General features: G+C 66.7%; 22 protein-coding genes and 1 pseudogene. 6 read left to right on the top strand and 17 right to left on the bottom strand.

Annotated features, from left to right (window positions below):
- Positions 1–6 precede the first annotated feature (6 nt).
- A pseudogene (locus CYU59_RS14835) lies at positions 7–570 on the top strand (cupin domain-containing protein); the annotation flags it as partial.
- A gap of 6 nt (positions 571–576) precedes the next feature.
- On the opposite strand, the gene CYU59_RS14830 reads toward CYU59_RS14835, so the two are convergent.
- Genes CYU59_RS14830 through dapB form a run of 3 tightly spaced genes read right to left on the bottom strand, consistent with a single transcriptional unit; the run spans position 577 to position 2,227 of the window.
- Positions 577–1,032: an NAD(P)H-dependent oxidoreductase gene (locus CYU59_RS14830; RefSeq protein ID WP_292990869.1), complete on the bottom strand. Its 456-nt coding sequence runs from the start codon at positions 1,030–1,032 to the stop codon at positions 577–579.
- The gene (locus tag CYU59_RS14825) at positions 1,029–1,493 is read right to left on the bottom strand and encodes a hypothetical protein (RefSeq protein ID WP_292990867.1); all 465 of its coding nucleotides are present in this window, start codon (positions 1,491–1,493) and stop codon (positions 1,029–1,031) included. Before CYU59_RS14825 ends, CYU59_RS14830 begins: the two co-directional genes overlap by 4 nt.
- Positions 1,490–2,227, bottom strand: a complete 738-nt coding sequence (gene dapB / locus CYU59_RS14820; protein ID WP_292990865.1) for a 4-hydroxy-tetrahydrodipicolinate reductase — start codon at positions 2,225–2,227, stop codon at positions 1,490–1,492. Before dapB ends, CYU59_RS14825 begins: the two co-directional genes overlap by 4 nt.
- Positions 2,228–2,427: 200 nt before the next feature.
- On the opposite strand from dapB, the gene CYU59_RS14815 reads away from it, so the two are divergent.
- Complete coding sequence (locus CYU59_RS14815) at positions 2,428–2,844, top strand: hypothetical protein (protein ID WP_292990862.1); 417 nt, start codon at positions 2,428–2,430, stop codon at positions 2,842–2,844.
- On the opposite strand, the gene CYU59_RS14810 is transcribed toward CYU59_RS14815, so the two are convergent.
- The 4 genes from CYU59_RS14810 to CYU59_RS14795 are packed head-to-tail and all read right to left on the bottom strand — an operon-like array spanning position 2,841 to position 7,215.
- A complete protein-coding gene (locus CYU59_RS14810; RefSeq protein ID WP_292990860.1) occupies positions 2,841–3,917 on the bottom strand; it encodes a PDR/VanB family oxidoreductase in 1,077 nt (358 codons plus the stop codon). The genes CYU59_RS14815 and CYU59_RS14810 overlap by 4 nt on opposite strands.
- Before the next feature lie 7 nt (positions 3,918–3,924).
- A complete protein-coding gene (locus CYU59_RS14805; protein WP_292990857.1) occupies positions 3,925–5,718 on the bottom strand; it encodes an SDR family oxidoreductase in 1,794 nt (597 codons plus the stop codon).
- A gap of 14 nt (positions 5,719–5,732) precedes the next feature.
- On the bottom strand, positions 5,733–6,653 hold the full coding sequence (locus CYU59_RS14800; RefSeq protein ID WP_292990854.1) for a metal-dependent hydrolase: 921 nt from the start codon (positions 6,651–6,653) through the stop codon (positions 5,733–5,735).
- 46 nt (positions 6,654–6,699) lie between these two features.
- Positions 6,700–7,215: an Lrp/AsnC family transcriptional regulator gene (locus tag CYU59_RS14795; protein WP_292990851.1), complete on the bottom strand. Its 516-nt coding sequence runs from the start codon at positions 7,213–7,215 to the stop codon at positions 6,700–6,702.
- Positions 7,216–7,283: 68 nt separating this feature from the next.
- On the opposite strand from CYU59_RS14795, the gene ald reads away from it, so the two are divergent.
- Entirely contained in the window at positions 7,284–8,399 is a 1,116-nt protein-coding gene (gene ald, locus CYU59_RS14790; RefSeq protein ID WP_292990848.1) for an alanine dehydrogenase, read from the top strand.
- An 8-nt stretch (positions 8,400–8,407) separates the two neighbouring features.
- On the opposite strand, the gene CYU59_RS14785 is transcribed toward ald, so the two are convergent.
- From CYU59_RS14785 to CYU59_RS14765, 5 genes are all read right to left on the bottom strand, one after another.
- Positions 8,408–9,430 carry a nitronate monooxygenase gene (locus CYU59_RS14785; protein WP_292990845.1) on the bottom strand — a complete coding sequence of 341 codons (1,023 nt, stop codon included), beginning with the start codon at positions 9,428–9,430 and terminating at the stop codon, positions 8,408–8,410.
- 4 nt (positions 9,431–9,434) lie between these two features.
- Complete coding sequence (locus tag CYU59_RS14780) at positions 9,435–10,787, bottom strand: pitrilysin family protein (RefSeq protein ID WP_292990843.1); 1,353 nt, start codon at positions 10,785–10,787, stop codon at positions 9,435–9,437.
- A complete protein-coding gene (locus tag CYU59_RS14775; protein ID WP_292990841.1) occupies positions 10,765–13,050 on the bottom strand; it encodes a polyribonucleotide nucleotidyltransferase in 2,286 nt (761 codons plus the stop codon). Before CYU59_RS14775 ends, CYU59_RS14780 begins: the two co-directional genes overlap by 23 nt.
- A 397-nt stretch (positions 13,051–13,447) precedes the next feature.
- On the bottom strand, positions 13,448–13,717 hold the full coding sequence (gene rpsO, locus CYU59_RS14770; RefSeq protein WP_292990839.1) for a 30S ribosomal protein S15: 270 nt from the start codon (positions 13,715–13,717) through the stop codon (positions 13,448–13,450).
- A 122-nt stretch (positions 13,718–13,839) separates the two neighbouring features.
- The gene (locus tag CYU59_RS14765; protein ID WP_292990836.1) at positions 13,840–14,814 is read right to left on the bottom strand and encodes a bifunctional riboflavin kinase/FAD synthetase; all 975 of its coding nucleotides are present in this window, start codon (positions 14,812–14,814) and stop codon (positions 13,840–13,842) included.
- Between the two features lie 79 nt (positions 14,815–14,893).
- Between CYU59_RS14765 and mntR the strand changes: the two genes are divergently transcribed.
- On the top strand, positions 14,894–15,589 hold the full coding sequence (mntR, locus tag CYU59_RS14760) for a manganese-binding transcriptional regulator MntR (protein ID WP_292990833.1): 696 nt from the start codon (positions 14,894–14,896) through the stop codon (positions 15,587–15,589).
- Here the strand turns inward: mntR and hrpA are convergent.
- Together hrpA and CYU59_RS14750 are read right to left on the bottom strand one after the other, a co-directional pair.
- On the bottom strand, positions 15,586–19,485 hold the full coding sequence (gene hrpA, locus CYU59_RS14755; protein WP_292990830.1) for an ATP-dependent RNA helicase HrpA: 3,900 nt from the start codon (positions 19,483–19,485) through the stop codon (positions 15,586–15,588). The two genes, mntR and hrpA, sit on opposite strands and share 4 nt — an antisense overlap.
- Before the next feature lie 48 nt (positions 19,486–19,533).
- Positions 19,534–20,574: an AraC family transcriptional regulator gene (locus CYU59_RS14750; RefSeq protein ID WP_292990827.1), complete on the bottom strand. Its 1,041-nt coding sequence runs from the start codon at positions 20,572–20,574 to the stop codon at positions 19,534–19,536.
- Positions 20,575–20,646: 72 nt separating this feature from the next.
- Here CYU59_RS14750 and CYU59_RS14745 point away from each other — a divergent pair, with 72 nt between their 5' ends.
- Positions 20,647–22,035, top strand: a complete 1,389-nt coding sequence (locus tag CYU59_RS14745; protein WP_292990825.1) for a cytochrome P450 — start codon at positions 20,647–20,649, stop codon at positions 22,033–22,035.
- The gene (locus CYU59_RS14740; protein ID WP_292990823.1) at positions 22,035–22,904 is read left to right on the top strand and encodes an SDR family NAD(P)-dependent oxidoreductase; all 870 of its coding nucleotides are present in this window, start codon (positions 22,035–22,037) and stop codon (positions 22,902–22,904) included. The genes CYU59_RS14745 and CYU59_RS14740 overlap by 1 nt, the downstream gene beginning before the upstream one ends.
- Here CYU59_RS14740 and CYU59_RS14735 read toward each other — a convergent pair.
- From CYU59_RS14735 to CYU59_RS14725, 3 genes are read right to left on the bottom strand one after another with little or no spacing between them, the layout of a single operon-like run.
- On the bottom strand, positions 22,828–23,700 hold the full coding sequence (locus CYU59_RS14735; RefSeq protein WP_292990820.1) for an SDR family oxidoreductase: 873 nt from the start codon (positions 23,698–23,700) through the stop codon (positions 22,828–22,830). The two genes, CYU59_RS14740 and CYU59_RS14735, sit on opposite strands and share 77 nt — an antisense overlap.
- Positions 23,697–25,163: an NAD(P)/FAD-dependent oxidoreductase gene (locus tag CYU59_RS14730; protein WP_292990817.1), complete on the bottom strand. Its 1,467-nt coding sequence runs from the start codon at positions 25,161–25,163 to the stop codon at positions 23,697–23,699. The genes CYU59_RS14735 and CYU59_RS14730 overlap by 4 nt, the downstream gene beginning before the upstream one ends.
- Positions 25,163–25,987 (bottom strand): short-chain dehydrogenase/reductase, encoded by an 825-nt coding sequence (locus CYU59_RS14725; RefSeq protein ID WP_292990814.1) that lies wholly within the window; start codon positions 25,985–25,987, stop codon positions 25,163–25,165. The genes CYU59_RS14730 and CYU59_RS14725 overlap by 1 nt, the downstream gene beginning before the upstream one ends.
- Positions 25,988–26,064: the final 77 nt, after the last annotated feature.

The raw sequence follows: 26,064 nt of genomic DNA, 5'->3' as shown, positions 1-26,064 counted from the left end.
GGAAAATCGATGACTGATGACGCCGAACGCTTCGGCAACCCCCGCATACCCGCCGAGACGGTCACCTCACGATCACACCTGTTCGAGCTGAGCGCCCTGAACCCGGCGACCTACGACGGTGGCTCGCAGAAGCAGGCGCACGAACAGAACTTCCCGATACTCACCGGCCAGGAGGCCAGCATCCAGCTGATCACGTTGCAGCCCGGCGGTATTCGTGAACCGCACTGGCATCCCAGCGCCTGGGAGATCAACCTGGTCACCAAGGGAGTCGCGAACTGGGTCCTGATCGACGGCAACGGCAATTACGAGAGCTTCGAGGCCCGCGTCGACGACCTGGTGTTCGCCCCGCAGGGTTCGCTGCACTACTTCGAGAACCTCGGCACCGAGGATCTGGACGTGCTGATCATCCAGAACTCCAGCGCCGCCGAGGACAAGGACAACATCGGCATCGGTGAGTCCCTGAGTCAGATTCCGCCCCAGGTGTTGTCGGCCATCTTCGGTGTTCCGGCGGATACCTTCAACTCGTTCAAGAAGTTCGACAACGCGGTCACGATCCTGCGCTCGCACTGACAGCGATCACTCCATCAGCGTCGCCGCGAGGGTCCCACCCAACTCATAGGCTCGCTCGCGCACACCGGCGTCTATCGCACCGGTGATCTCCAGCGCGTCAGCGGCTTTGGCCAGCGACAGCCCCGTCACGACCTTCTCGATCGACGACACGGCGCCGACGGTGTCGTTGTTGCCGTGTACCCAGAGGCCGTACGGTCGGCCCGCCACGTGATCCAGCCCCGGGTAGTAGACGGTGTCGAAAAAGTGCTTGAGCGCCCCGGACATGTATCCGAGGTTCGCCGGGGTGCCGAACAGATAGCCATCCGCATCGAGCAGATCGGATACCGTCGCCGCCAGCGCCGGGCGCGCTGTCACGTCCACGCCGTCGATACCGGGGTCCTTGGCCCCCGACAACACCGCCTCGAGAATCTCGCGGGTGGCCGGAGACGGGGTGTGGTGAACGATCAACAGCGTTCTGGTCATTCACGCTCCTGCAGCTCGACAGCTTTCTTCATGGCCTCCCGCGCGCGGCTGCGGTCTCCCGCGTAGTCGTAAGCCCGGGCCAGCCGGTACCAGCGCCGCCAGTCACCCGGATGGGTTTCGACTTCGGCACGCACGTCAGCGAATAACGCGTCGGCGGCGTCGCGCTCGATGCGACCCGACGGTCGACGCGGCAGCGCGCTCACGTCGAGCTCCATCCCGTCCTCAGCGGCGAGGCGGGCCAGTTTCTGATGGGCGAATCCGGCACGCAACGTGGCGACCATCGCCCACAACCCGATTGCGGGCAGGATCAGCAATGCAGCGCCCAGGGCAACCGCGACGCCACGACCGGAGCCGATCATCAGGATCGCGGTCCTGCCCAGCAGCACGATGTAGGCCAGCAGTGCCGCGCACATCAGCGCGATCATCAACTGGACGGGCACACCGCGCCGCGTTGGGGTCATTGCAGATCGAGCAGCGTTTCGATACCTATTGTCAGGCCTGGATGTTCGGCGACCCGACGAACCGCCAGCAGGACGCCGGGCACGAACGATGTGCGGTCGATGCTGTCGTGCCGGATCGTCAGGGTCTCCCCCAATGTGCCGAACAACACTTCCTGGTGCGCGACGAGTCCGGCCAGCCGCACCGAATGCACCGGCACTCCGTCGACGTCGGCGCCGCGGGCTCCTGGCAGGCTGGTGCTGGTGGCATCCGGGTTGGGCGGCAGGTCTTTTCGCGCCTCGGCGATCAACGCGGCGGTTCGAGCCGCCGTGCCGGACGGGGCATCGGCCTTCTGCGGATGGTGCAATTCGATCACTTCAACCGACTCGAAGAACGGCGCGGCCTGCTTGGCGAAGTGCATGGACAGCACCGCCCCGATGGCGAAGTTGGGTGCGATCAGCACCGAGACGTTGGGCTTGGCCGCCAGCCACGACCGCACCTGCTGTAGCCGCTCTTCGGTGAACCCGGTGGTGCCCACCACCGCGTGAATGCCGTTGTCGATCAGGAACTCGAGATTGGGCATGACGACGTCGGGGTGGGTGAAGTCGATGACGACCTCAGTCTTGTTGTCGGTCAACAGGCTCAGCGCATCACCGGCGTCGACCTCGGCGGACAACGTGAGATCCTCGGCGGCCTGCACCGCCTGCACCATCGTCGCACCGACCTTGCCTCTGGAGCCCAGCACCGCTACCCGCATGGCAACACCCTAGACGGGCCCAGCTCCACGACCTGCAGCGAGCGGCATTTCGCGCACGCTCGCGCAGGCAAAGCAGTCGGTTGCGCACGCGTCCGTCACCGTGCGTTCATCGGGCGGTTCACGAAACGCACGCGCACGGCGAAGCTGCTGTGATACCCACCAACGGACGCACCGACCAGCTCGACGAAAGGAACCGGATCATGACGATCACACGCGGGTTCGCCGCCGGCGCGATGTTGGCCGGCCTCGCCCTGGCACTCACGGCTCCAGTGGCTGCAGCCGATCCGCTCGACGGCCACTACATCGAGACCGAGACCTTCCCCGACGGGCACCAAAACCCTCCCGCCGACTGGTACATCACCCCCTGCGGCGACGGATGCGCGACGGTCAAACACATCGGAACCGCGCATCTGGTCGACGGCCGGTGGACGCTGGACGGCAAGGGCGGTGCCACCTGCGAGGACGGCGGCGACGTGCGTGACGCGATCGCGTTCCACTACACCTGGGACCCCGCAACGCTCGACGGCGACGTGCGGATCAGCAACAAAGTCGCGGCCTGTGGCAACCCCGAGGGCTACCAGGAGACCAACAAACTGCACCTGGCGCCGGCCACCTAGGCGTCGATCACCACGCGTCCACCCGTCGCTCGCGAGACGCACACCAGCATCTCGCCGACGGATTCGGCGGTACGACCCCGGTAGTCGACCTGCCCGCCGAGCACCTTGACCTTGCAGGTCCCGCAGAAGCCCTGCCGGCAGGAGTAGGCGGTCGTCGGGTTGTCGTCGAGCATGACGTCGAGCGCCGAGCGATTGGCCGGGATTTCGAGCAGCCGCTGTGAACGCGCGAGCTCGAGCTCGAAGGGCTTGCCGTCGACAACCGGCGGCGGGCTGAATCGCTCGTAATGCAGTGGTGCGTCGGCATGTTCATTGCGGGCGATGCGCACCGACTCCAGCATCCCGGTCGGGCCGCACACGTAGACCGCGGTGGTCGGTGTCGCGTCGATCAGCAGATCGTCGGCGGTAGCAAGTCGTCCGCGCTCGTCGTCGGCCCAGACTGTGACCCGCTCGGCGTCCAGCGACAGCACCTCGTCCAGCAGCGGCATATATTTCCGGCTGCGTCCGGCATAGACTGCGCGCCAGTTCATTCCGCGTTGCTGCGCGGCCCGCATCATGGACAGGATCGGCGTCACACCGATACCCCCGATGACGAACAGCACGTCGCGTTCGTCGCCGCCGAGGTAGAACGCGTTACGTGGTCCCTCGAACACCAGCGGGTCGCCCACGGCGAATGCGTCGTGCATTTCGATCGAGCCACCACCGCCATCAGCGATGCGGCGCACCGCAATTCGATAGTCCGCGCGCCGGCCCGGCGGTCCGCAGAGCGAGTATTGGCGACGACGGCCCGACGGCAGCTGCACGTCGACATGGCTCCCGGGTGTCCACGACGGAAGCAGACCGCCGTCCGGGTCGGCGAAGGTCAGCGCGACCACGTCCGGGCTGATCAGTTCGCGTTTGGTGATCACCGCGGTGTAGGTACGTTCCACCGCTGCCACCCGCGAGGGTTTCCAGCGACTCGCCACGGAAAAGCCGCTGAGCAGCACGACCAGGCCCCACACCGCGGTCGAGAACCGGTCGCGCTTCCGGCGGCCGTAGAGGTCTGCGGGCCTGCTGGCCCAAATACTCTGCGACACAATGACCTCAGGGCCGAAGGTCGTAGCGGGCCAGCAGCCGGATCAGCGACGGGCTGATGCGTCGCATCGCGTACCCGACCCGCGATTCAGCCGCGATCGGAACCACCGGTGAACCGCTCTTGACCGCTTTGACGATCGCCTTGGCAGTGGCCTCCGGGGTGAAGTTGCGACGCCGGTAGATGATGTCGGCCTTGTGCCGAGCGCTGTCCTGCTCCTCGGCGCTCATTCCGGCATAGACGGTGTTCTTGGCGATGTTCGTGTTCACGAATCCCGGGCACACCGCCGTGACGGTGATGCCGTCGTCGGCGAGGTCGGCGCGCAGCGATTCGCTGAAAGCCAGCACGGCGGCTTTAGTGGTGCCGTAGGCGATCATCGACTTCGACGGAAGAAACGCCGCGGCCGACGACACGTTGATGATGGTGCCGCCCTGTCCACGGTCGACCATCTGCGCGGCGAACGCCCGGCTTCCATTGAGCACGCCACGCAGGTTGACCCCGAGAATGTTGTCCCAGTTCTCCGACGTGGTCTCCAGGAAACGTCCAGCCATCCCGATCCCGGCGTTGTTGACCAGGATGTCGACCACGCCGTGGTCGTTGTGCACCTGTGCGGCAAGCGTATTGATCGCATGCTCGTCGCTGACATCGGCCTGGTAGGCCTCGGCGTCCACACCCGTCGCACGGACCGCGGCGGCGGTGTCCTGCGCCGCGGCCAGGTCGCGGTCGACGATCACGACGGTGTCGGCGCCGTGCTGGGCCAACTCCAGGGCGGTGGCGCGACCGATACCGGCGCCCGCACCGGTGACCAGCGCGAGTTTGCCCCGCACATCGCGCGGGCCCGATTGCACGGCACCCGCGGTTGCCGGGGTGGTGCCGTCGACGTGGCGATCGATCCATTCGGTTGCCAGCCGGGCGATGACGTCTGGACGCGCGGTGACTACCCAGTGGCCGCCCTCGATGGGAACGACCTTGCTGCCCAACGGGATTGAGCCGGTATAGCGCTGCAACGCCGGCGTGACGAATAGATCCATCCGCGGTGCCAGTACTTGTGTCGGAACAGTGGTGTGCGGCAGTTGCGAGGCCGGCGACATGAGGGGCCCGGGCATGTTGGCGCGGTAGAGGTTGAGCCCGTTGACGTAGTCGCCGACCGAACGCACCGGATCACCGGGCCGGCTCTGGGTGCTGGAGTTGCCGATACGGCCAAAGGTCTCAACGAGTTTCACCCCGACGCCTGCCCGGATCAGAAGTTCAGGCAAACCCCGAGCCAGGAAAAACCAGATATAACCCGATGCGAAGATTTGTCGGGTCACGTCGATCAGACCGCGCGGTGTGCGAGCCGACCGCAGGAATTTGCCCGCGTAGGTCAAATGCGGCCCGGATATCGAGGTGAACGAGGCGACTTTGCCCATCACCGTCTCGTCGGTGACCGCGGCCCACGATTGGATTGAGCCCCAGTCGTGCGCCAGCAGGTGGACCCGGCCGACATCCAGGCTGTCGATGACCGTGCCGATGTCGGAAACCAGTTGCGCGAAGCGGTAATCGGACCGCGCGGCCGGGCGATCGGAGTCGCCCGCTCCCCGCACGTCGTAGGCGACCACGTTGTATTTGCCGCGGTGGTGCTCGAGTAGCTGTTCGGCGACGCCGTCCCACAGATGATGGTTGTCGGGGTAGCCATGAATGGCGAGCACGGTCGGCCGATGCGGATCGATATCCGTGTAGGCGTACACCGCAAGTGCGATGCCGTCGGAGGCGGTCACGGTACTGCGGGTCGGCGCGTGAACACCCGTTGCCGAAGCGATGGTCATGAAATCCTCTCGGCTCAGTGCGAGGCGCGGGCGGCCGGCGAGATGGCCAGATAGTCGACCGCCTTCTCCACCCCGCCGAGTTGTGAGGGATGGAAGCGAGGCAGATAGTAGGCGGCGATGACTCGAATGAATCGCATCGGTCCCGGCATCAGGCCGCGCCGCGCCGCGGTGAAGTAGTCACGCCAGCGCGGTTTGGCTCCCGGAGGCACATGCGGGTCCACCGAGTACATGAACCGCACCCCGCGCACCCACACCAGGAAGATCATCGGGGTCACGACCAGTTGAGTGCGGATCTGTCGCAAGTAGCCGGCCCGCAGATGCTTCATCAGGTCGAAGGCGACCGCCTTGTGCTCGACTTCCTCGGCGCCGTGCCAGCGGAGCATGTCCAGCATCACCGGGTTGGCGCCGATCGCGTCGAGCTCTGGAGTGTCGAGGATCCATTCGCCGAGAATCGCGGTGTAGTGCTCGATCGCCGAGACGAGGGCGACGCGCTCGAGCAGCCAACTGCGCTGGCGCCGGACGCTCCACTGCGGGCGGTCACCGAGGAGTTTGGCGAACAGCCAGCCGATCTGGTCGGTGAACGGTGTCACGTCGACTCGGTTGGCGGCGAAATACTCCTGCACACCGGTGTGAGCCTGGGCGTGCATCGCCTCCTGGCCGATGAAGCCCTGCACATCGAGGCGCAGCTCGTCGTCCTTGATCAGTGGCAGCGCCTGCTTGAACAGCTCGACGAAGAACTCCTCACCCGCCGGCAACAGCAGGTGCAACACGTTGAGCATGTGCGTGGTGAACGGCTCTCCCGGCACGTAGTGGAACGGGAGCTTCGCCCAGTCGAAGGCGACGTCGCGCGCCTCGAGTACCAATCGCTCGTGATCGGCCAACGCGCCCCCACCAGCTGAGTGCGGACCGACAGCCTCGTCGTTGACCGTGAACATTCGCAGCAGCATACTCGGTACCGCCGGTATCGGGAATACGGCGAGGTCAGACCGGGGCCGCCCCGCGCAGGTGCTCGAAGATCAGCGACGTCTGGGTGCCGGCGACGTCGCTGTCGGCATTGAGGTTGTCGACCACGAACGAGCGCAGGTCGGCGATGTCGCGCGCGGCGACGTGCAGGATGAAATCATCGGTACCGGCCAGGAAGTACACGTCCATCACCTGCGGCCGGCGGCGGATCTGCTGGATGAAGTCGCGGATCTTTCCCCGGGCATGCGACTGCAGGCTGACCGAAATCATGGCCTGCAGGGGCAATCCCACGGCCGCCGGGTCGATATCGGCGTAGAAGCCGCGGATGACGCCAAGCTCCAGGAGTCGGCGGACGCGACCATGGCAGGTCGACGCCGCGATGTGCAACTCCTCGGCGAGCGCGCTGTTGGTCATCCGTGCGTCGGCATGCAGTAGACCGAGGATTCTGCGGTCCAGTTCGTCGAGAACCGCAGGTCGAAGATCGTTCGGCGGCGCCTTGCTTGCACTCGGAATTGTCGATCTTTCTTCGATCATTTGTGAATTGTATTAGTAAGTCTTCATCAGCTTTGCGCTTACGTCGAAGTTTCTTCACAATTGACGGTATGCGTGTTGGCATCCCAACCGAAGTCAAGAACAACGAGTTCCGAGTCGCGATCACCGCTTCCGGTGTCGCCGAACTGACCCGCCGCGGTCACGAGGTCCTGGTCCAGGCGGGCGCGGGCGAAGGCTCGGCGATCACCGACAGCGACTTCAAAGCGGCGGGCGCGCAACTGGTTTCCAGCGTCGACAGTCTGTGGGCCGACGCCGACCTGGTGCTCAAGGTGAAAGAGCCCATCCCGCAGGAATATTCGCGGATGCGGCGAAACCAGACGTTGTTCACCTATTTGCATCTGGCCGCGTCGCGGCCGTGCACCGAAGCACTGCTGGCTTCGGGCACCACGTCGATCGCCTACGAGACCGTGCAGACCGCCGACGGCGCTCTGCCGCTGCTGGCCCCGATGAGCGAGGTGGCCGGGCGGCTGTCGGCACAGGTCGGCGCCTATCACCTGATGGGCACCCACGGTGGTCGCGGTGTCCTGATGGGCGGCGTGCCGGGCGTCGAGCCGGCCTCGGTGGTGGTCATCGGCGCGGGGACCGCCGGCTATAACGCCGCGCGGGTCGCGCACGGAATGGGCGCCGCGGTCACGATGTTCGACATCAACCTCGACAAGCTGCGCGAGATCGACCACGCGTTCGGCGGCCAGGTGCAGACCCGCTACTCGACGGCCATGGAATTGGAGACGTCGGTCAAGCGTGCCGATCTGGTCATCGGCGCTGTGCTGTTGCCGGGCGGCAAGGCCCCGACCTTGGTTCCGAACTCCCTTGTGGATCGCATGAAGCCGGGCGCGGTCCTGGTCGACATCGCCATCGATCAGGGCGGGTGCTTCGAAGCTTCGCGGCCGACCACCCACGACGACCCGACATTCGTCGTGCACGACACGGTGTTCTACTGCGTGGCGAACATGCCTGCCGCCGTCCCCGCCACGTCGACGGTCGCGCTGATCAACGCCACCGTGCCCTACGTGATCGAACTCGCCGACCATGGTTGGCGAGCCGCGTGCCAGTCGAATCCCGCTCTCGCCGCAGGCCTTTCAACACACGACGGCGCGCTGCTCAGCGAGCAGGTGGCCACTGACCTCGCGTTGCCGTTCACCGATCCGGCGACAGTGCTGGCCTGACGAGTGGGTCAGACGTGGCCGAGCGCGTCGACGATGTCCTTCGCCGGCCCGGTCTGCGCCTGCCGATAGCCGGTGCCCGCCCAGAGATTGGTGCCGTGCGGGTCTTCCATCTCGACGGCTGCCCTGCGGATCGGCGAGGTCATCTGGTTGACCTCGGGATAGCCCAGCGGCGCGATCTGATCCATCATCCGGGTGAAGTCATTGGCCAGACCTCGCGCATATCGTCCCGAAAACGCCCGCGTGACAACGGTGCTGTCGAACTGCGGATGTCCGAGCGCGGCGCGGTGCGCGGCGTTGGTCCCGGCTTCGTCGGACAACAGCAACGCGGTACCGATCTGTGCCGCAGCAGCGCCCCTGCGTAGCACCCCGGCGACGTCGCCGGCACTGGCCAACCCGCCGGCCGCGATCAGCGGGACGTCGTGGGCGCTGCCGATGCGATCCAGCAGATCGATCAGGGGTTCGGTGCCGGGGCTCATGTCGGGCGCGAACGTGCCGCGGTGTCCGCCGGCATCCGGGCCCTGAACCACCAGGCCATCCGCGCCGGCGGCGACAGCCACTCCGGCCTCGTACGCCGACGTCACGGTGATGTAGAGCAGCATGCCCAGAGCGCCGAACCAGCGCAGCACATCGGGCGACGGCGCGCCGAACGTGAACGACACCAACTCGGGGCGAAGGTCGGCGATCACCTCGAGCTTCTGTTGGTAGCCATCGTCATCCCCGAATTGGGGAAAGCCGACTTCGACGTCGTAGTGCTCGGCCAACTGATCGAGAGCCTCGGCGTAATGGTCGAGCGCGATGACGTCGGCGACGCTGGGCTGAGGCACGAAGAGGTTGACACCGATCGGACCGCTGCTCGCCGCCCGCGCACTCTCGATGTCGCCGGCCAGCCGCTCAGCACTGATGTAGCCGCCGGCCAGAAAGCCCAGACCACCGGCGTTGGACACCGCGGCCGCCAACGCCGGGGTACCGGGGCCGCCCGCCATCGGCGCGCCCACGATCGGCACGTCGAGATCCCAGAAGCCCAGTACCATCGTGCTACCCCGTCATAGTCCGAAGTTGTTGCGGCAGAGTCTTCTTCGACTGATGCGGCCCGAGAACGGCTGCGCCGTAGGGCTTGCGTAGGAGTTGGCGCGCAATCGCGTTGACCTCGTCCAGGGTGACCTCATCGAGCTCCTGCAGCGTCCGATCGATGCTTCGGTGCTCAGCGTAGTTGAGTTCGCCACGACCGATGCGGTGCATTCGTGAACTGGAGTCCTCCAGTCCGAGCACCAGTCCGCCGCGCAACGAGCCTTTGGCAATCCGGCATTCGGTCTCGGTGATACCGTCGCGCCCGACTTCTTCGAGTACGTCGGCGGTCACCCGGGTCACTTCGGCGAACCGCTCCGGTAGGCACGCGGCGTACACCGACAGAGCTCCGGCGTCGGAGAACGTGTCCAAGGACGAATAGACCGAATACGCCAGTCCGCGCGACTCCCGAACTTGTTGGAACAGGCGGGAACTCAGGCCGCCACCCAGCGCCGTATTGAGCACCGACAGTGCCCAGCGATGCTTCCAGTGCCGACCCGGGGTCCGCACACCGAGGAATACGTGGGTCTGCTCGGCCTCCCGGTTGGCCACCGACAGGCGCGGGCGACCGGTGACGCGGCCGGCGCCCTTGCGGGGTTCGATCGCTTGACGGCCCCGCACCAACCGTGGCCCGAAGTGTTCCCGCACCAGGGCGACGACGTCGTCGTGGTCGATGTTGCCGGCCACCGCGACGACCATCCGCTCGGGCGTGTAGCGCCGCTGGTGAAACGAATGCAGCTGAGCCCGTGTCATCGACGACACCGACTGGACGCTGCCGATCACCGGGCGGCCGACCGGATGATCGCCGAACAGCGCCGCCAGGAACTGGTCGGCCAACGCGTCCTCGGGATCGTCGTCGCGCATCGCGATCTCTTCCAGGACGACGGCGCGTTCCAGCTCGACATCGCTTGCGGCGCAACGCCCGTTGAGCACCACATCACTGACCAAGTCCACGGCCAGCGCCAGGTCACTGTCGAGGACGTGGGCGTAGTAGCAGGTGTGCTCCTTGGAGGTGAAGGCGTTGAGCTCCCCGCCGACCGCGTCCATCGCCTGCGCGATGTCGACGGCCGTGCGCGTCGGGGTCGACTTGAACAGCAGGTGCTCCAGGAAGTGCGCGGCACCAGCCACCGTGGCACCCTCGTCGCGCGACCCGACACCGACCCACACCCCGACCGATGCCGACCGGACCCCGGGGAGGAATTCGGTGACAACCCGCAGCCCGCCGGGTAGTGAAGTACGCCGAAACGCCGCGGCTGGCTCAGAACTGCGCCGGCCGCGGCGTAACGAAGGCGTCGCCGGGCTAACTGCTGGCCGTCGCGGCATCGGCTTCCGTCGGCGCGTGCGCGGTCTCCGCGGTGGGAGCAGCGTCACCGTTGCCGGCGTCCCCGGCAGCGTCGTCGTCGACGAGCACCAGCGAGATCTTGCCCCGCTTGTCGATGTCGGCGATCTCGACGCGCAGCTTGTCGCCGACGCTCACCACGTCTTCGACCTTCGCGATGCGCTTACCCCGACCGAGCTTGGATATGTGCACCAGCCCGTCGCGGCCCGGCAGCAACGATACGAACGCACCGAAATCGGTTGTCTTGACCACGGTTCCGAGGAACCGCTCACCGGTCTTGGGCAGCTGCGGGTTCGCGATCGCGTTGATCTTGTCGATCGCGGCCTGCGCGGCCTCGCCGTTGCTGGCGCCGACGAACACCGTGCCGTCGTCCTCGATCGAGATCTGCGCGCCGGTCTCCTCGGTGATCGAGTTGATCATCTTGCCCTTGGGCCCGATCACTTCGCCGATCTTGTCGATCGGCACCTTGATCGTGGTGATCCGCGGCGCGAACGGGCTCATCTCGTCGGGCTCGTCGATGGCCTCGGCCATCACCTCGAGGATGGTCAGCCGGGCATCCTTGGCCTGGGCGAGCGCACCCGCCAGCACCTGTGACGGGATGCCGTCGAGCTTGGTGTCCAACTGCAGCGCGGTGACGAAGTCCTTGGTGCCCGCGCACTTGAAGTCCATGTCACCGAAGGCATCCTCGGCACCGAGGATGTCGGTGAGGGTGACGAAGCGACGCTCGGTCTTTCCGTCCACCTCGACATCGTCGGAGACCAGGCCCATCGCGATGCCGGCCACCGGCGCCTTGAGCGGCACACCGGCGTTCAGCAGCGACAGGGTCGAGGCGCACACCGAGCCCATCGACGTAGAACCGTTGGAGCTCAACGCTTCCGACACCTGACGGATGGCATAGGGAAATTCCTCGATGCTGGGCAGCACCGGCACCAGGGCCCGCTCCGCCAGCGCACCGTGGCCGATCTCACGCCGCTTGGGCGAGCCGACCCGGCCGGTCTCGCCGGTGGAGAACGGCGGGAAGTTGTAGTGGTGCATGTAGCGCTTGGACGTCTCCGGCCCCAGCGAATCGATCTGCTGAGCCATCTTGACCATGTCGAGGGTGGTGACGCCCATGATCTGGGTCTCGCCACGCTCGAAGAGGGCGCTGCCGTGGGTCCGCGGGATGACCGCGACCTCGGCGGACAACGCGCGGATGTCGGTGATGCCGCGGCCGTCGATGCGGAAGTGGTCGGTCAGGATGCGCTGGCGCACAAGCTTTTTGGTCAACGACCGGAATGCGGCGCTGACTTCCTTCTCACGACCCTCGTAGGTCTCGGCGAGCCGCGCGAGCACCTCGGACTTGAGCTCGTCGGTGCGCTGATCGCGCTCGGCCTTGCCGCCGATGGTGAGCGCCTTGGCCAGCTCGTCGGTGGCCACCGAGGACACCGCGTAGAAGACGTCGTCCTGGTACTCCGGGAACAACGGGTACTCGGCGGTCTCCTTGCCGGCGGCGTCGTGCAGCTCCTGCTGAGCGGTACACAACGCGGCGATGAACGGCTTGGCGGCCTCCAGGCCCTCTGCCACAACACTTTCGGTGGGCGCACCCGCGCCGCCGGCGACGAGGTCGATCACGTTGTCGGTGGCCTCGGCCTCGACCATCATGATCGCGACATCATCGGCCGTCTTGCGGCCCGCGACGACCATGTCGAACACGGCGTTCTCGAGCTGCTCGACGGTCGGGAACGCGACCCACTGGCCGTCGATGAGCGCGACGCGCACACCACCGACCGGGCCGGCGAAGGGCAGGCCCGAGATCTGGGTCGACGCCGACGCGGCGTTGATGGCCAGCACGTCGTACAGGTCCTTGGGGTCCAGGCTCAAAATGGTCACGACGACCTGGATTTCGTTGCGCAACCCGGACACGAACGTCGGCCGCAGCGGACGGTCGATCAGGCGGCAGGTCAGGATCGCGTCGGTCGACGGACGGCCTTCGCGGCGGAAGAACGAACCGGGGATGCGGCCCGCGGCGTACATGCGCTCTTCGACGTCGATCGTCAGCGGGAAGAAATCGAAGTGGTCCTTCGGCGACTTGCTGGCGGTGGTGGCCGACAGCAGCATGGTTTCGTCGTCGAGGTAGGCGACGACGGCGCCGGCGGCCTGCTTGGCCAGCCGGCCGGTCTCGAAACGGATGGTGCGGGTGCCGAAGCTCCCGTTGTCAATGGTGGCGGTCGACTCGAACACGCCTTCGTCAATTTCAGCTACAGACATATGCGTCCGCGCAGCCTCTCTGGATCTGTTCAGCTATTTCGCGCAGGCACGCACAACCCTGCGGGTTGCGGGACAGCCCTGGAGGACGCGGAGTCTGATGCGGCGACGGCCGTCGATCGAAGCGGCCGACCTACCCCGGAACCGGGGAGCTCGGCTGCCACTACCGAAGACCGCGCGATACAGACTTGTCTTCCTTCGAAGTCCTGTTGTGCCTCGCTGGAACGGTGCGCGCGGATTGCGCACGCCGCACCTCGCTCGGGCCGATGGGCCCAAAACGCCTCTAACTCTACACGCCGACCTGGCGGTTCTTTAAGTCGCGACGACCTCGCGACGCTCAACCCGTTGTGAAGGCTCGCCGGTCGGATGCGCGACTGTTCACGTCCGGCGAAGGACGGGGTCAGCGGCGCAGACCCAGCCGCTCGATCAGCGAGCGGTAGCGCTCGACGTCGACCTGGGCGACGTACTTCAGCAGACGACGGCGCCGGCCCACCAGCAGCAGCAGTCCGCGACGCGAGTGGTGGTCGTGCTTGTGCAGCTTGAGGTGCTCGGTGAGGTCGGCGATCCGCTTGGTCAGCAGCGCGACCTGAGCCTCGGGGGAACCGGTGTCGGTTGCATGCAGGCCGTAGGAGCCCAGGATTTCTTTTTTCTGCTCGGCGGTAAGCGCCACGAATGTATCTCCATCAAAAGGTCCGCGAACTTCTCTGTTGAGGCGCGGCCGCCGCGAACTGCAGCACGCGCTGTGTCGCCGGAAGTTTAGCAGTGGGGCCCGCTAGAGCCTCAATTCGCTGGTCAGCCTGCGGAAAGCAGCGTGCGGGCCCGGTCGGTGTCCGCGCCCATCGCGACCACCAGGTCGTCCACCGAATTGAACTTCTCCTGCCCGCGGATGCGCGCGACGAAGTCCAGCGCCACATGCTGTCCGTACAGGTCTGCGGCGGTGTCCAGGACGAACGCCTCGACCGTGCGGGTGCGACCGGAGAACGTCGGGTTGGTGCCCACCGACACCGCGGCCTGATAACGCTCGCCCGGGACCACGCTCCCGGTGACCGGGCCGTGGCCCAGCACGGTGAACCAGGCCGCATACACGCCGTCGGCGGGGATGGCCGAGTGCATCGGCGGAGCCACGTTCGCCGTGGGAAAGCCCAGTTCGGTCCCGCGGCCGTCACCGCGGACCACCACACCTTCGACCCGGTGTGGACGGCCCAGCGCATCGGCAGCCGCGACCACGTCGCCGGCGTCGACGCAGGACCGGATGTAGGTCGACGAGAACGTCACCGTCTCGGTGCTGTGGTGCTCGGCCACCAACGACATCGCCTCCACCGCGAACCCGAATCGCGCACCCGCGCTGCGCAGGGTCTCGACGGTGCCCGCGGCCTTCTTGCCGAAGGTGAAGTTCTCCCCCACCAGAACTTCCACCACGTGCAGATCCTCGACGAGTAGCTCGCGGACGTAACGCTCCGGAGTGAGCTTCATGAAGGTCGACGTGAAGGGCATGACGAGGAAGACATCGATGCCGAATTCCTCAGCGAGTTCGGCCCGCCGGGTCAGCGTCGTCAGCTGAGCGGGGTGGCTGCCGGGGTGCACGACCTCCATCGGGTGCGGATCGAAGGTCATCAGCACGGTGGGAACGCCGCGCTCCCGACCCGACTTGACCGCATGCTCGATCAGCTCGGCGTGCCCACGGTGTAGGCCATCGAACACGCCGATGGTGAGCACGCATCGACCCCAATCCGTCGGGATCTCGTCCTGGCCACGCCACCGTTGCACGACCACAAGCCTACGGGGCAAGGTAGCGCGCGGTCGTGGGAGAGCCGCAGATCAGGTGAGGATTGCTTAAACTTTCGTTGTGCGCCCTGCCGACGAGTCCAATGAGCTCACCGCGGTTGCCCAGGACTACCTCAAAGTCATCTGGAACGCCCAGGAATGGTCGCTGGACAAAGTCAGCACCAAGATGCTGGCCGACAAGCTCGGCGTGTCCGCCAGCACCGCCTCGGAATCGATCCGCAAGCTCGCCGAGCAGGGCCTGGTCGACCACGAGAAATACGGCGCGGTGACGTTGACCGATTCCGGCCGCCGAGCGGCGCTGGCGATGGTCCGTCGTCACCGGCTGCTGGAGACGTTCCTGGTCAAGGAACTCGGCTACGGGTGGGACGAGGTTCACGACGAGGCCGAGGTGCTCGAGCACGCGGTGTCGGATCGGCTCATCGCGCGCATCGACGCCAAGCTGGGGTTCCCACAGCGCGACCCGCACGGCGACCCCATCCCGGGCTCGGACGGCCAGGTGCCGACCCCGCCCGCACGCCAGCTGTGGTCGTGCGCCGACGGCGACGCGGGCACGGTCGCGCGGATATCGGACAAAGACCCCGAGATGCTGCGCTACTTCGACACCATCGGCATCAGCCTCGACTCCCGGTTGCGGGTGCTCACCCGCCGCGAATTCGCCGGGATGATCTCGGTTGTGGTGGAGTCGGCTGACGGCCTGCCTGTCACGGTGGACCTGGGAAGTCCCGCTGCCCAGGCGATTTGGATGGTCGCCCGCTAGGATTCACCGCCGGCCTGGTCGATCGCACGGTAGATCCGCTGCTCGCTGACCGGACGCGGGGTGCCGAGCTGCTGCGCCCACAGGCTCACCCGCAATTCCTCGATCTGCCAGGCGATGTCGATGACGTCGGCGGCCGCGGCGCGCAGCGGGGGTAACGCCCGGACCAGTTCGCCGTGGGCGTCCTGGATCGCGTGCACGCGCGCCATCCGGTCGCCGTCGGCTTTGATCGCCTGGGGCAATTGTTCGAGGCGCCGGCGAATCGCGGTCAGGTAGCGGGTCAGGTCGCTCAGGCGCGCACCCGTGACGGTGACGAATCGAGGCGGCAGCAGACGCTCCAGCTGGGCACGGATATCGGCGATCGCGTCCGCTTGTGCCGGCGGTGGTTGAGCGGGTAGTCGCAACTGCACTTCCTGCGCGGCAGCCAGCACCATTTCGACGCGGCGCACGATGTCGAGAGTTGTGGTCTCGAGCGACTTCCCGACCCTGCCACGCAGCTCGACGAACCCCTGGCGCGTCCATACCGGTTCGGCAAGGAGCCCGTCGACTGCGGCGTCGGCACAGTCATCGAGCAGCGCGGCGAGCGAACCGTCGGGATTGATTCGCAGGGCCAGGCGGGTACGTGGATCAAGTTGTCGTTCAATGGCTTTGGACGGAGCCGGCAAGCTCAGCCGCAACAGTCGGCGTAGGCCGGGGCCCGAGGCCTCGTGCTGTTGGCCGGACGTCGCGAATACCCGCAGGCCCACGCTGCCACCTTCGTCGACGAAGGCGGGATACCCACGCACGGCGCGTCCCTCGACGACGCGCTCGACGCTCACCGGCAGCTCCTCGACATCGTCGGGCCAGTTCCGCAAACCGGTGCGTTCCAATTCACCGGCGACCGTGTCGGCGACCGCACGCCGGGCCGACGCCGCCAGTCGCTGCTGTAGCGCCGGCAGATCTTTGCCGCGCGCGAGTTCGCCGCCTCCGGGTGACTCGACGGCAAACGTCACCTGCAAGTGTGGGGGCAACTTGTCCAGGTCGAAAGCATCCATCGGTACCAAAATGCCGGTGCGGCGTCGTAATTCGCGCTGCAGCGAGGTGAGCAGCGGTTCACGGTCGCCGTCGATGTGCGCCAGTACCGCACGGGCGGTGTCCGGAGCGGGAACAAAGTTGCGGCGCAGGTCTTTCGGCAACGAGCGGATGAGCGCGGTGACCAGCTCCTCACGCAGCGCCGGCACTTGCCAGGCGAACTCGTCACCGCCCAGCCGCGCCAGCACGTCGAGCGGTACGTGGACGGTGACGCCGTCGTCTGAGGCGCCGGGCTCGAAACGGTACGTCAACGGCAACGCGACATCGCCGGCCTGCCACACGTCCGGCCGCCCGACGTCGTCGGCGGCATTCACGGGGCGGAGCAGGTCTTCGCGGGCGAAGGTCAGCAACTCCGGTGTCTTGTGCCGCTGCTTGCGCCACCACGCGTCGAAGTGCCGGGCTGAAACCACGTCGGCCGGGATCCGCTTGTCGTAGAACTCATATATTTCGTCGTCGCCGACGAGCAGATCCCTACGGCGGGCGCGTTCCTCCAAGTCTTCGAGCTCGCCTCGCAACTGCGCGTTGTCGCGCACGAAATGATGTCGGGTCTGCCAATCACCCTCGACCAGCGCATGTCTGAGGAACAATTCCCGCGCGATGACCGGCTCGACACGCGCGTAGCCAACGCGGCGGCGCGCCACGAGCGGCAGACCGTAGAGCGTCACTCTCTCGTAGGACATCACCTCACCGCGGTCGGCGTCCCAGTGCGGTTCGCTGTAGGCGCGTTGCACGCGTTCGCCCGCCACCCGCTCGACAACCTCCGGCTGAATGCGCGCGGCGGTGCGCCCGTACAGGCGACTGGTCTCCACCAATTCCGCCACCACCACCCATCGCGGCGGTCGCTTGGCCAGCGCTGAGCCGGGCGCCAAGAGGAACCGCGCGTTGCGGGCGCCCTGGAATTCCCTGGCGTCCTCTCGGCGCATGCCAACATGTGACAGCAACCCGGCCAGCAGTGCCGCATGCACGGAGGCGGCGTCGGCCGGCTCGTCGGACTCGACGATCTGGAGGTCGCGGGCAACGCCACGCAGCTGCCCGACGAGGTCCTGCCACTCCCGAATTCGCAGGTAGTGCAGAAATTCTTTGCGGCACATCCGCCGAAACGCGCTGCTCGATAATGTTTTTCGTTGCTCCCGGAGGTAGTTCCACAGGTTGAGGTAGGACATGAAATCGGAGTGTTCGTCGGTGAACCGGGCGTGGCTTTGCCGGGCGGCGTCCTCGCGCTCGGAGGGCCGCTCGCGCGGATCAGGGATGGTCAACGCGGCGGTCAACACCAGCACCTCGCGCACGCAAGCTTCGGCGTCGGCGGCCAGGATCATCCGGCCCAGCCTCGGATCGACCGGCAACCGCGCGAGTCGGCGACCGACGTCGGTGATCTTTCCGTCCTGGTCGAAGGCCCCGAGTTCCTGTAGCAGCTGGACACCGTCGCGGATACTGCGACTGTCCGGCGGATCAAGGAACGGAAACTCCTCCACCGCACCCAGTTCCAGCGCCGCCATCTGTAACAGCACTGCGGCCAGGTTCGTCCGCAGGATCTCCGGATCGGTGTAGGGCGGGCGCGCCGCGTGATCTTCTTCGGAGTACAGGCGGATGCACACACCCGGCGCTACCCGCCCACAACGGCCGGCTCGTTGGGCGGCCGAGGCCGCGGAGATCGGCTCGATGGGTAGCCGCTGGACTTTCAAGCGGCGGCTGTAGCGCGAAATGCGGGCGTTGCCGGGGTCGACGACGTAACGGATGCCCGGCACGGTCAGGGATGTTTCGGCGACGTTGGTCGCCAGCACCACACGTCGCGCGGTGTGCGGGGCGAAGACTTTCATCTGCTCCGCCGTCGGCAGCCGGGCGTACAGCGGCAGGACCTCGGCGGACGTGACGCCGCTCAATGCCTCTGCGGTGTCACGGATTTCGCGTTCGCCGGACAGGAACACCAGGACGTCGCCCGGTGGTTCCGTCTCCAGTTCCCGGATCGCGTCGACGATCGCGTCGACCTCGTCGCGAATCTCGGTGCGTACGAGTTCGTCGTCCGGGTCGTCCGGAGCATCATGCGCCCCAGCGGGAATCGGCAATTCCAGTGGTCTGTATCTGATCTCGACCGGATATGCCCGCCCGGACACCTCGATGATCGGTGCGCCGCCGAAGTGCGCTGCGAAGCGCTGCGGATCGATTGTCGCCGATGTGACGACCACTTTCAGGTCGGGCCGGCGGGGCAACAATTCGTGAAGGTAACCGAGCAGGAAGTCGACGTTGAGGCTGTGTTCGTGAGCTTCGTCGATGATCAGGGTGTCGTAGCGCAGCAACCGGCGATCGCGCTGGATCTCGGCGAGCAGGATTCCGTCGGTCATCAGCTTGACCAGTGTGCGGTCGCTGACCTGGTCGTTGAATCGCACGGAATAGCCGACGGCTTCGCCGAGCGGCGTGCCCAGCTCGTCGGCGACCCGTTGTGCGACTGTGCGGGCGGCAAGCCGTCGGGGCTGCGTATGGCCGATCATGGCGCGGACACCGCGGCCCATCTCGAGGCATATTTTGGGTAGCTGGGTGGTCTTGCCCGACCCGGTCTCGCCGGCCACCACGACGACCTGGTGCGAACGGATCGCCTCGGCGATCTCCTGACGTCGCTCGCTGATCGGCAGGTGCGGGTAGGTGACCTCTGGGACGGCAGCCTGCCGAGCGGCCAGGAGGATTTCAGCCGCGGCGATCTGATCGGCGAGTTGTTGCAGCTTCTCCGGCTTTGCGCCGCGAACGCTTCTCAGGCGTCGGCGGAAGCGTTCGGCGTCGCGGAGCGTCACACCGTCAAGCCGCTGACGCAATTGCGCGAAAGACGTTTCGACCATCCGGGCCAGGATAGGCGCGCCGGACTCGGCCGGGCAGACAGTCGCACGTCAGCCGTGGCGGCGGCGATACCTGCTGGGTGACTCGCCGCTGATGCGGGTGAATGCCCGGGTGAATGCGGCGGTCTCGGAGTAGCCGAGCTGGCGGGCCGTCTCCTCGACGGTGAGACCCGACTCCAGAAGTGCCGATGCAAGGTTCACTCGAACCTCGTCGACCAGTGCGCGATAGCTGGTGTGTTCGGCTGCCAGACGACGGTGCATGGTTCGTTCGGTCATACAGAATTCCCTGGCTACCACAGCCATCGACGGCAGCTCACCCGGATCTGAGATCAACCGGTTGCGTACCAGCGCGGCCATCCCCCGACGTTGGCGACGGGCCTGCAGCAGCTCTTCGCACTGTTGCACGCACGCCTGTGCCGCCGCGGCGTCGGCAGCGGGCATCGGCAGCCGCAGCACCGCGGTGGGGATCGCGATGGCGCTCCGATTCGAGGTTGTGTCGATTTCGACTGTCAGCCGGGCGAATTCGAGGCGTTCGATCGGCAGGTCGAAGCCGGGCACCTCGATGGTGAGCACGACGTCGGTCTCGAGCTGGCCGACGAGCAGCGGCGCCAGGTTGGTGATCGCGTACATGTCGCGTTCGAGCATGAACTCCCGCACGTCGGCGGGGACGTGACCGTTGTCGAACTCGATGACCGTGCAGTGGTCGCTGTCGTGTCGGGTCAGCCGCAGGAAGGACGACGACAGGGCGGCGTAGCGGCATGCCACGTTGATCGCGTCGCCGATGGTCGGGCTGGCCAGCAGCGCGTACCCGAGAATCCCGGTGTTGGCGAAGTTGTAACGAAGCCCGACGTCGCGGGCGAACTCTCGCGGATCGGCAACGCAGGCAAGAATATTGCGGACCATACGCAGTTCCTGCCCCGCCTGGACCTCGGTCGCGTTGTCTGCGATGCCGGCCACCGTCAGATCGGTGCCGGCGAGGCAGACCTCCGCGGTGACGTCGTGCACCCGCGCGGCCTCCAGCAGGTGGCGGCAGGTCGCCGCCGGCCGGGGCACGTCCCAGTCGGCGGCTAGACGGTCTTCGCTGACCACCATGTGTCCGAACGTATCAAATCGGCGTCCGTCCGGGTCATTACCGCGCGGGCCGACGGTTCGTAGCGTCGCAGTATGTCGCTGCCTACGACGCTTACCCGGCCTCGGCCGCTGCCGCTCAAAGCTGTTCCGCGCCTGCTTCGTTCTACCCGGCACGACATGGTGCCGGCACTCAACGTGCTGTTCGACGCCACCGGCTCCCCGGCCCGGATGCACGTGCCGGGTGTGGTCGACCTGGTGCTCGTCGATCGCCCGCAAGACGTCGAGCAGATCTTTCTGCGCAAACAGGACATTTACGTCAAGGGCGAGGAATACGACGTGCCGGCGTTGGGTCTGCGCCGGGGATTGGTGACGAGTCGGGGGGAACGCTGGAAACGCGACCGCGCCATGCTCAACCCGATGTTCGCCCGACGACACCTCGAGGTCTTCACCGACAGCATGGTCAACCAGGCGGGCATGATGCTGGATGGCTGGACGGCTCACCCGGACGGCGCGCGCATCGACGTGGCGCGCGAAATGATGGTCGTCGCACTGCAGATCGCCGCCGAGACGATGTTCGGAACGCATCTGTCGGACGACGAGGTGGCCACCATCGGCAAGGGCTTGAGCCAGGCGCTCGAAGACATGCTGCGGGTGGGTAACTCGCCCGTGACCTGGCTGATGCAGGCACTTCCGGGGGTCGACATGGCGTCCGCGGCCTCGGCGCACTGGCGGGCGCGGCGCATCGCCCGTCGACTACGCGAACTGGATGCGGTGATCACCAAACGGATAGAGCAACGGACCCCCGAGGAGCAGCCCACCGACTTTCTCGGCCTGGTTCTCGCCGCGCGGGATCAGGCCACCGGTCAACCCCTTTCGCGCGCCGAGGTCCTCGAGCAGTCGGCAACCTTCCTGGCCGCCGGGCACGAGACCACGGCGACGGCGATGGCGTGGTTCTGGCATCTGCTGTCGCACAATCTCGGTGCGCGCGACCGCATGCTCGACGAGGTGGACACCGTCCTGCAGGGTCGCACTCCGAACTGCGAGGATTTCGATCGCCTGTCGTGGACCAAAGCCTGCTTCTCCGAGGCCATGCGCATTCATCCACCGGTGTACCTGTCGATGCGAAGGGCGACCGCCGACGACGATCTGAACGGCTATCAGATCAGGAAGGGGACGATTGTCGTCGTGCTGACGCATCGGCTGCACCGCAACCCCGATGTCTGGCCGGAGCCAGAACGATTCGACCCCAACCGGTTTCTCGGTGCCGCCATCGAACGGCCCAAGGCCGCATATGTGCCGTTCGGCGGCGGCCGGCGCATTTGCATCGGCACCCAGTTCGCGCTCCTGGAGGCGACCATGGTCGCCGCGGCGACCAGCCAGCGCTTCGTCTTGGACGCGGTACCCGGCCATGTCGTCACCGAAGAAGGCTTCACCACGCTGCGGCCCAAGGGTGGCCTGCCGATGCTGATTCGGCGCCGGTGATGAGGGCACCCGTACCGGTCGACGGTCGCACCGCCGTCATCAGCGGCGCCGGATCCGGGATCGGGCGCGCACTGGCTGCGCGTCTCGCCGGCCACGGCTGCGCACTGGCGCTGACCGACTGGGACGAGACGGGACTGAAAGAGACTGCGGCATCGGTGAATACACCGGTGCTGTCGCGCGTCCTCGACGTCCGCGACCGCGACGCGCAGCTCTCCTGGGCAGACGACGTTGCCGGATGGGCGCCGTCACCGATCGGCATGGTGGTCAACAACGCCGGGGTGGTGCTCACCCAGTGGGCAGCGCAGGCCGACTACGACGACGACAAATGGTTGATGGACATCAACTTCTGGGGTGTCGCACACGGGACCCGGGCCTTCCTGCCGCACCTGATCGATCAGCGTTCGGGCGTCGTCGTCAACATATCCAGCATCTTCGGGCTGTGTGCCTTTCCCAGCCAGAGCGCCTACTGCGCAGCGAAATTCGCCGTACGCGGTTACACCGAAGCGGTGCGGCAGGAACTGCACGGGACCGGAGTACGGGCCGTCACTGTGCACCCCGGCGGGGTGCGGACGCCGATCACCCGCAACGGACGGGTCCGCGTCGATCCGCTGGGCGATCCGGACCTGGAGAAGTTCCATCAGAACTTCTCCGCGATCGCCCTCACCTCGCCGGAGCAAGCCGCCGAGACCATCCACCGCGGTGTCGCCCGCGGACAGTCTCGGATCATGGTCGGACGCGATGCGCAGTTGACCTACCTCGCCGCGAGGATGCTGCCGACCCGCTACGCCGACGTCATGCGCCTGACCGCTCCCCTGGCTCGCGCCGCGCTGCAACGGCAGTGGCCCGGGCGTGATAGGCATCGCGGGTAGCCTGGTCGACCGCCAGGTAGACCTGCTCGGTCCTGGTCACTCGGCCCAGGAAGCGCCGTTGCCGCTCAGGCATGAAAAGGACGGAGCGCAAGAGTATTTGCAACCGACGGGGTGCAAACGACTGGGCGCGGTGGTTATGCGCGGCTGCGACCACCGTCGCGGCGATGTCCGCGGGTTCGACCGACACGAAGTTCTCGATCATCGTGGGCAGTTGAATTCCGGCAGAGAGTTCGGTGTGCACCACGCCCGGCAGGACCGCGCTGACGGTGATGTTGTGCGGGCGCAGTTCTTCACGCAGTGCAGACGTGAAACCGACGACGCCGAATTTGGTCGCGCAGTAGGTGGCCACGCCCGGGAAACCAGCCACACCGGCCATCGAGGCCACGTTGATGATGGTTCCGCCGCCGCGACAGATGAACCGTTCGGCCGCCAGTTTGCAGCCGAGCATCACACCGCGCAGGTTGATGTCGATCATCGTGTCCTGAGCGTCCATAGACTCGTCGAGAAACTCGCCGGTGAACATGACACCCGCGTTGTTCACCACGACGTCGAGCGGTCCGAGGACGTCGGCCGCGTCGTCGAGAAACGCCGAAAATGATTCCGGCACGGTCACATCGAGCGGCAGCGCGACCACATTGCCGTGGATGCCGGCGGCTGCCCGCTTGGCTGTATCGGCGTCGAGGTCTCCGATCGCCACCTTGGCGCCGGCGGCCGCGAAGGCTTTCGCGGTGGCCAGCCCGATGCCGCGGGCTCCACCGGTGATGGCTACGACGCGTCCGTCCAGTGTTCCCGTCATGCCGTCCTCACCAGGGTCTTGATGTCGTAGTCGTTGATGTCGGGTGGCGCAGCCAATCGGCGCCGGTACTCGTGTGGGGTCCACGGCCACAGTTCGGGAAGCCCGTCGGCGCCCAGATACCAACTGGTGCAGCCGGTGGCCCACACGGTGCCCGGCATGGCGCGGCGCATGCTCGCGTTGAAGTCGTCCGTCGCCCGGCTGGAGGGCGCGACAGTGTCGAATTCGCAGGTCCGCCAGCGGTTGATCCAGCCGACGATGTGATTGGCCTGCGCCTCGGCTATCGCGGTGAGCGAGTAGTTGCCGACCGGGCTGTGCGGGCCCATCAGCATGAACAGGTTCGGAAAGCCCGGCAGCGCCACACCCAGATGCGCTTTGGGGCCGTCCTCCCACAGCTGCTGGAGGGTCAGGCCGTTTTGGCCGGTGATGGATAGCGGTCGCATGAAGGCGTGCGCGTCGAAGCCGGTGGCCAGCACGATGGCGTCCAGCTCACGCAAATCACCGGTGGCCGTGACGATTCCGCGTCGCTCGACGTGGTCGATCCCGGAGTCCACCAGGCACACATTGTCGCGCTGCATGGCCGGATAGAAGCCTGCGGACATGATCAGCCGACGGCACATCGGCTGATAGTCCGGGGTGAGGCGGCGACGCAGTTCGGGGTCGCGCACCGTCCGCAGGTTGGCCCGGCACGCGCCGCTCATGAACCGGCGGCGCCAGCCCGGCCGCACCAGCGCACCGGCCAACCACTCGAATACCAGGTGGTAGGTGTAGTACCCCATCGCGCTCAGCCTCGGCACCCGGCGGCGGATCGGATTCATCCAGCGGTAGTACCGAGGATTGGGCAGCGGCAGAATCCATTGCGCGCTGCGCTGGAACAGGTCGACGCGGCCGGCGGAATCGGCCAGACCGCAGACGATCTGCACGCCGGTCGATCCGGTTCCGACGACAGCGACCCGCTTGCCGGTCATGTCGACGTCATGGTTCCAGCGCGCGGAATGCATGACGGGACCGTCGAATTCGGCCAGGCCGGTGATCGACGGGGTGCGCGGCTCACGCAGGACGCCGGTGGCCGCGATCAGGAAGTCGTGCGCCACCTCCTCGCCCGCATCGGTGGTGAGATGCCAGCGGCCGTCGGCGAATCGTGCGTCGACGATCTCGATGCCGAAGCGAATGATCTCGCGCAGTCGGTAGCGGTCGGCGAGCGTCTGGAAGTAGTCGTGGATTTCGGGTCCGGGCGAGAACAACCTCGTCCAGCTCGGGTTCATCGCGAAGGTGAACTGGTAGAACCGCGACGGCACGTCGCACGACAAGCCGGGATAGGTGTTGTCGCGCCAGGTTCCGCCGACGTCGGCGGCCTTCTCGTAGATGGTGACGTCGGTGATGCCCGCTCGCCGCATCAGGATGGCCTGGCACAGCCCGGACATTCCGGCGCCGATGATGCCCACGGACGGTTGTCGTTGCGGCATCAGTTCACCCCCGATCGGTTGCCGGCGCTGATCGCGCGCCGGGTGCTCGGCAGGACCGCCAGCAGGCGGTCCGCAAGGAACAGCAGTGGCCGCAGGTCGAGCATCGGCGCGACCCACCAGGGTGCGTAGACCCGCCGAGAGCGCCGCGCGATGCCGGTGGTGATGGCCGCAGCCGCCACGCCGACCGGCGCCAATGTGCCCAGCGGCCCGGGCAATACGACGCCCAGGCCCGACCGGGCCAGCATGTCGTTGGCCAGCCCGGTGTCGATCAGTCCGAAGTACGCGATGCCCACCCCGATTCCGTCGGCGGCCACCTCGATGCGCACCGCCCGGACCATCGACTCGACGCCGGCCTTCGACGCCACGTACGCGCTCACCAACGGCCCCGGTATGACCGCGGCGATCGAGGCGACCACCATCAGGTATCCACCGCTTCTTTTCAGGTGCGGCAACGCGGCCCGCACGGTATGGAAGGCGCCCACCAGGTTGACGTCGATGACCTGTCGCCAGTCGGCGGGATCGACGGCCGCGACCGTCACCCCCGGGCCGGCGATACCGGCATTGGCCACTACCACATCGATCCCGCCGAAATGCGCTGCCGCCGCGGCGCATGCGCTGTGCACCGACTCGGCGGAGGTGACATCGACCTCGAATGCCGCTGCCGCGGAGCCGAGTTCGGCCACCAGCCGCTGGGCACCCGGCAGGTCCCGATCGAGTGCCGCGACTCGTGCGCCGGCGCCGACGAGATCGCGGGCCACCTGCGCGCCGATCCCACGGGCCGCGCCGGTGACCACCACGACGCGGTGGCTCAGACTCCGGCTCATCCTCACGACGCTACGACCGCCGCGGCGCATCCGGAATGCGAAAAGCAGACATCGATTTGACACCTTCAGACACGGCG

The organism is Mycobacterium sp. (assembly GCF_002863225.1).
Lineage (GTDB): Bacteria > Actinomycetota > Actinomycetes > Mycobacteriales > Mycobacteriaceae > Mycobacterium.
The sequence above is the reverse complement of the archived record's forward strand: the minus strand, read 5'-3'. Positions and strand labels throughout refer to the sequence as shown.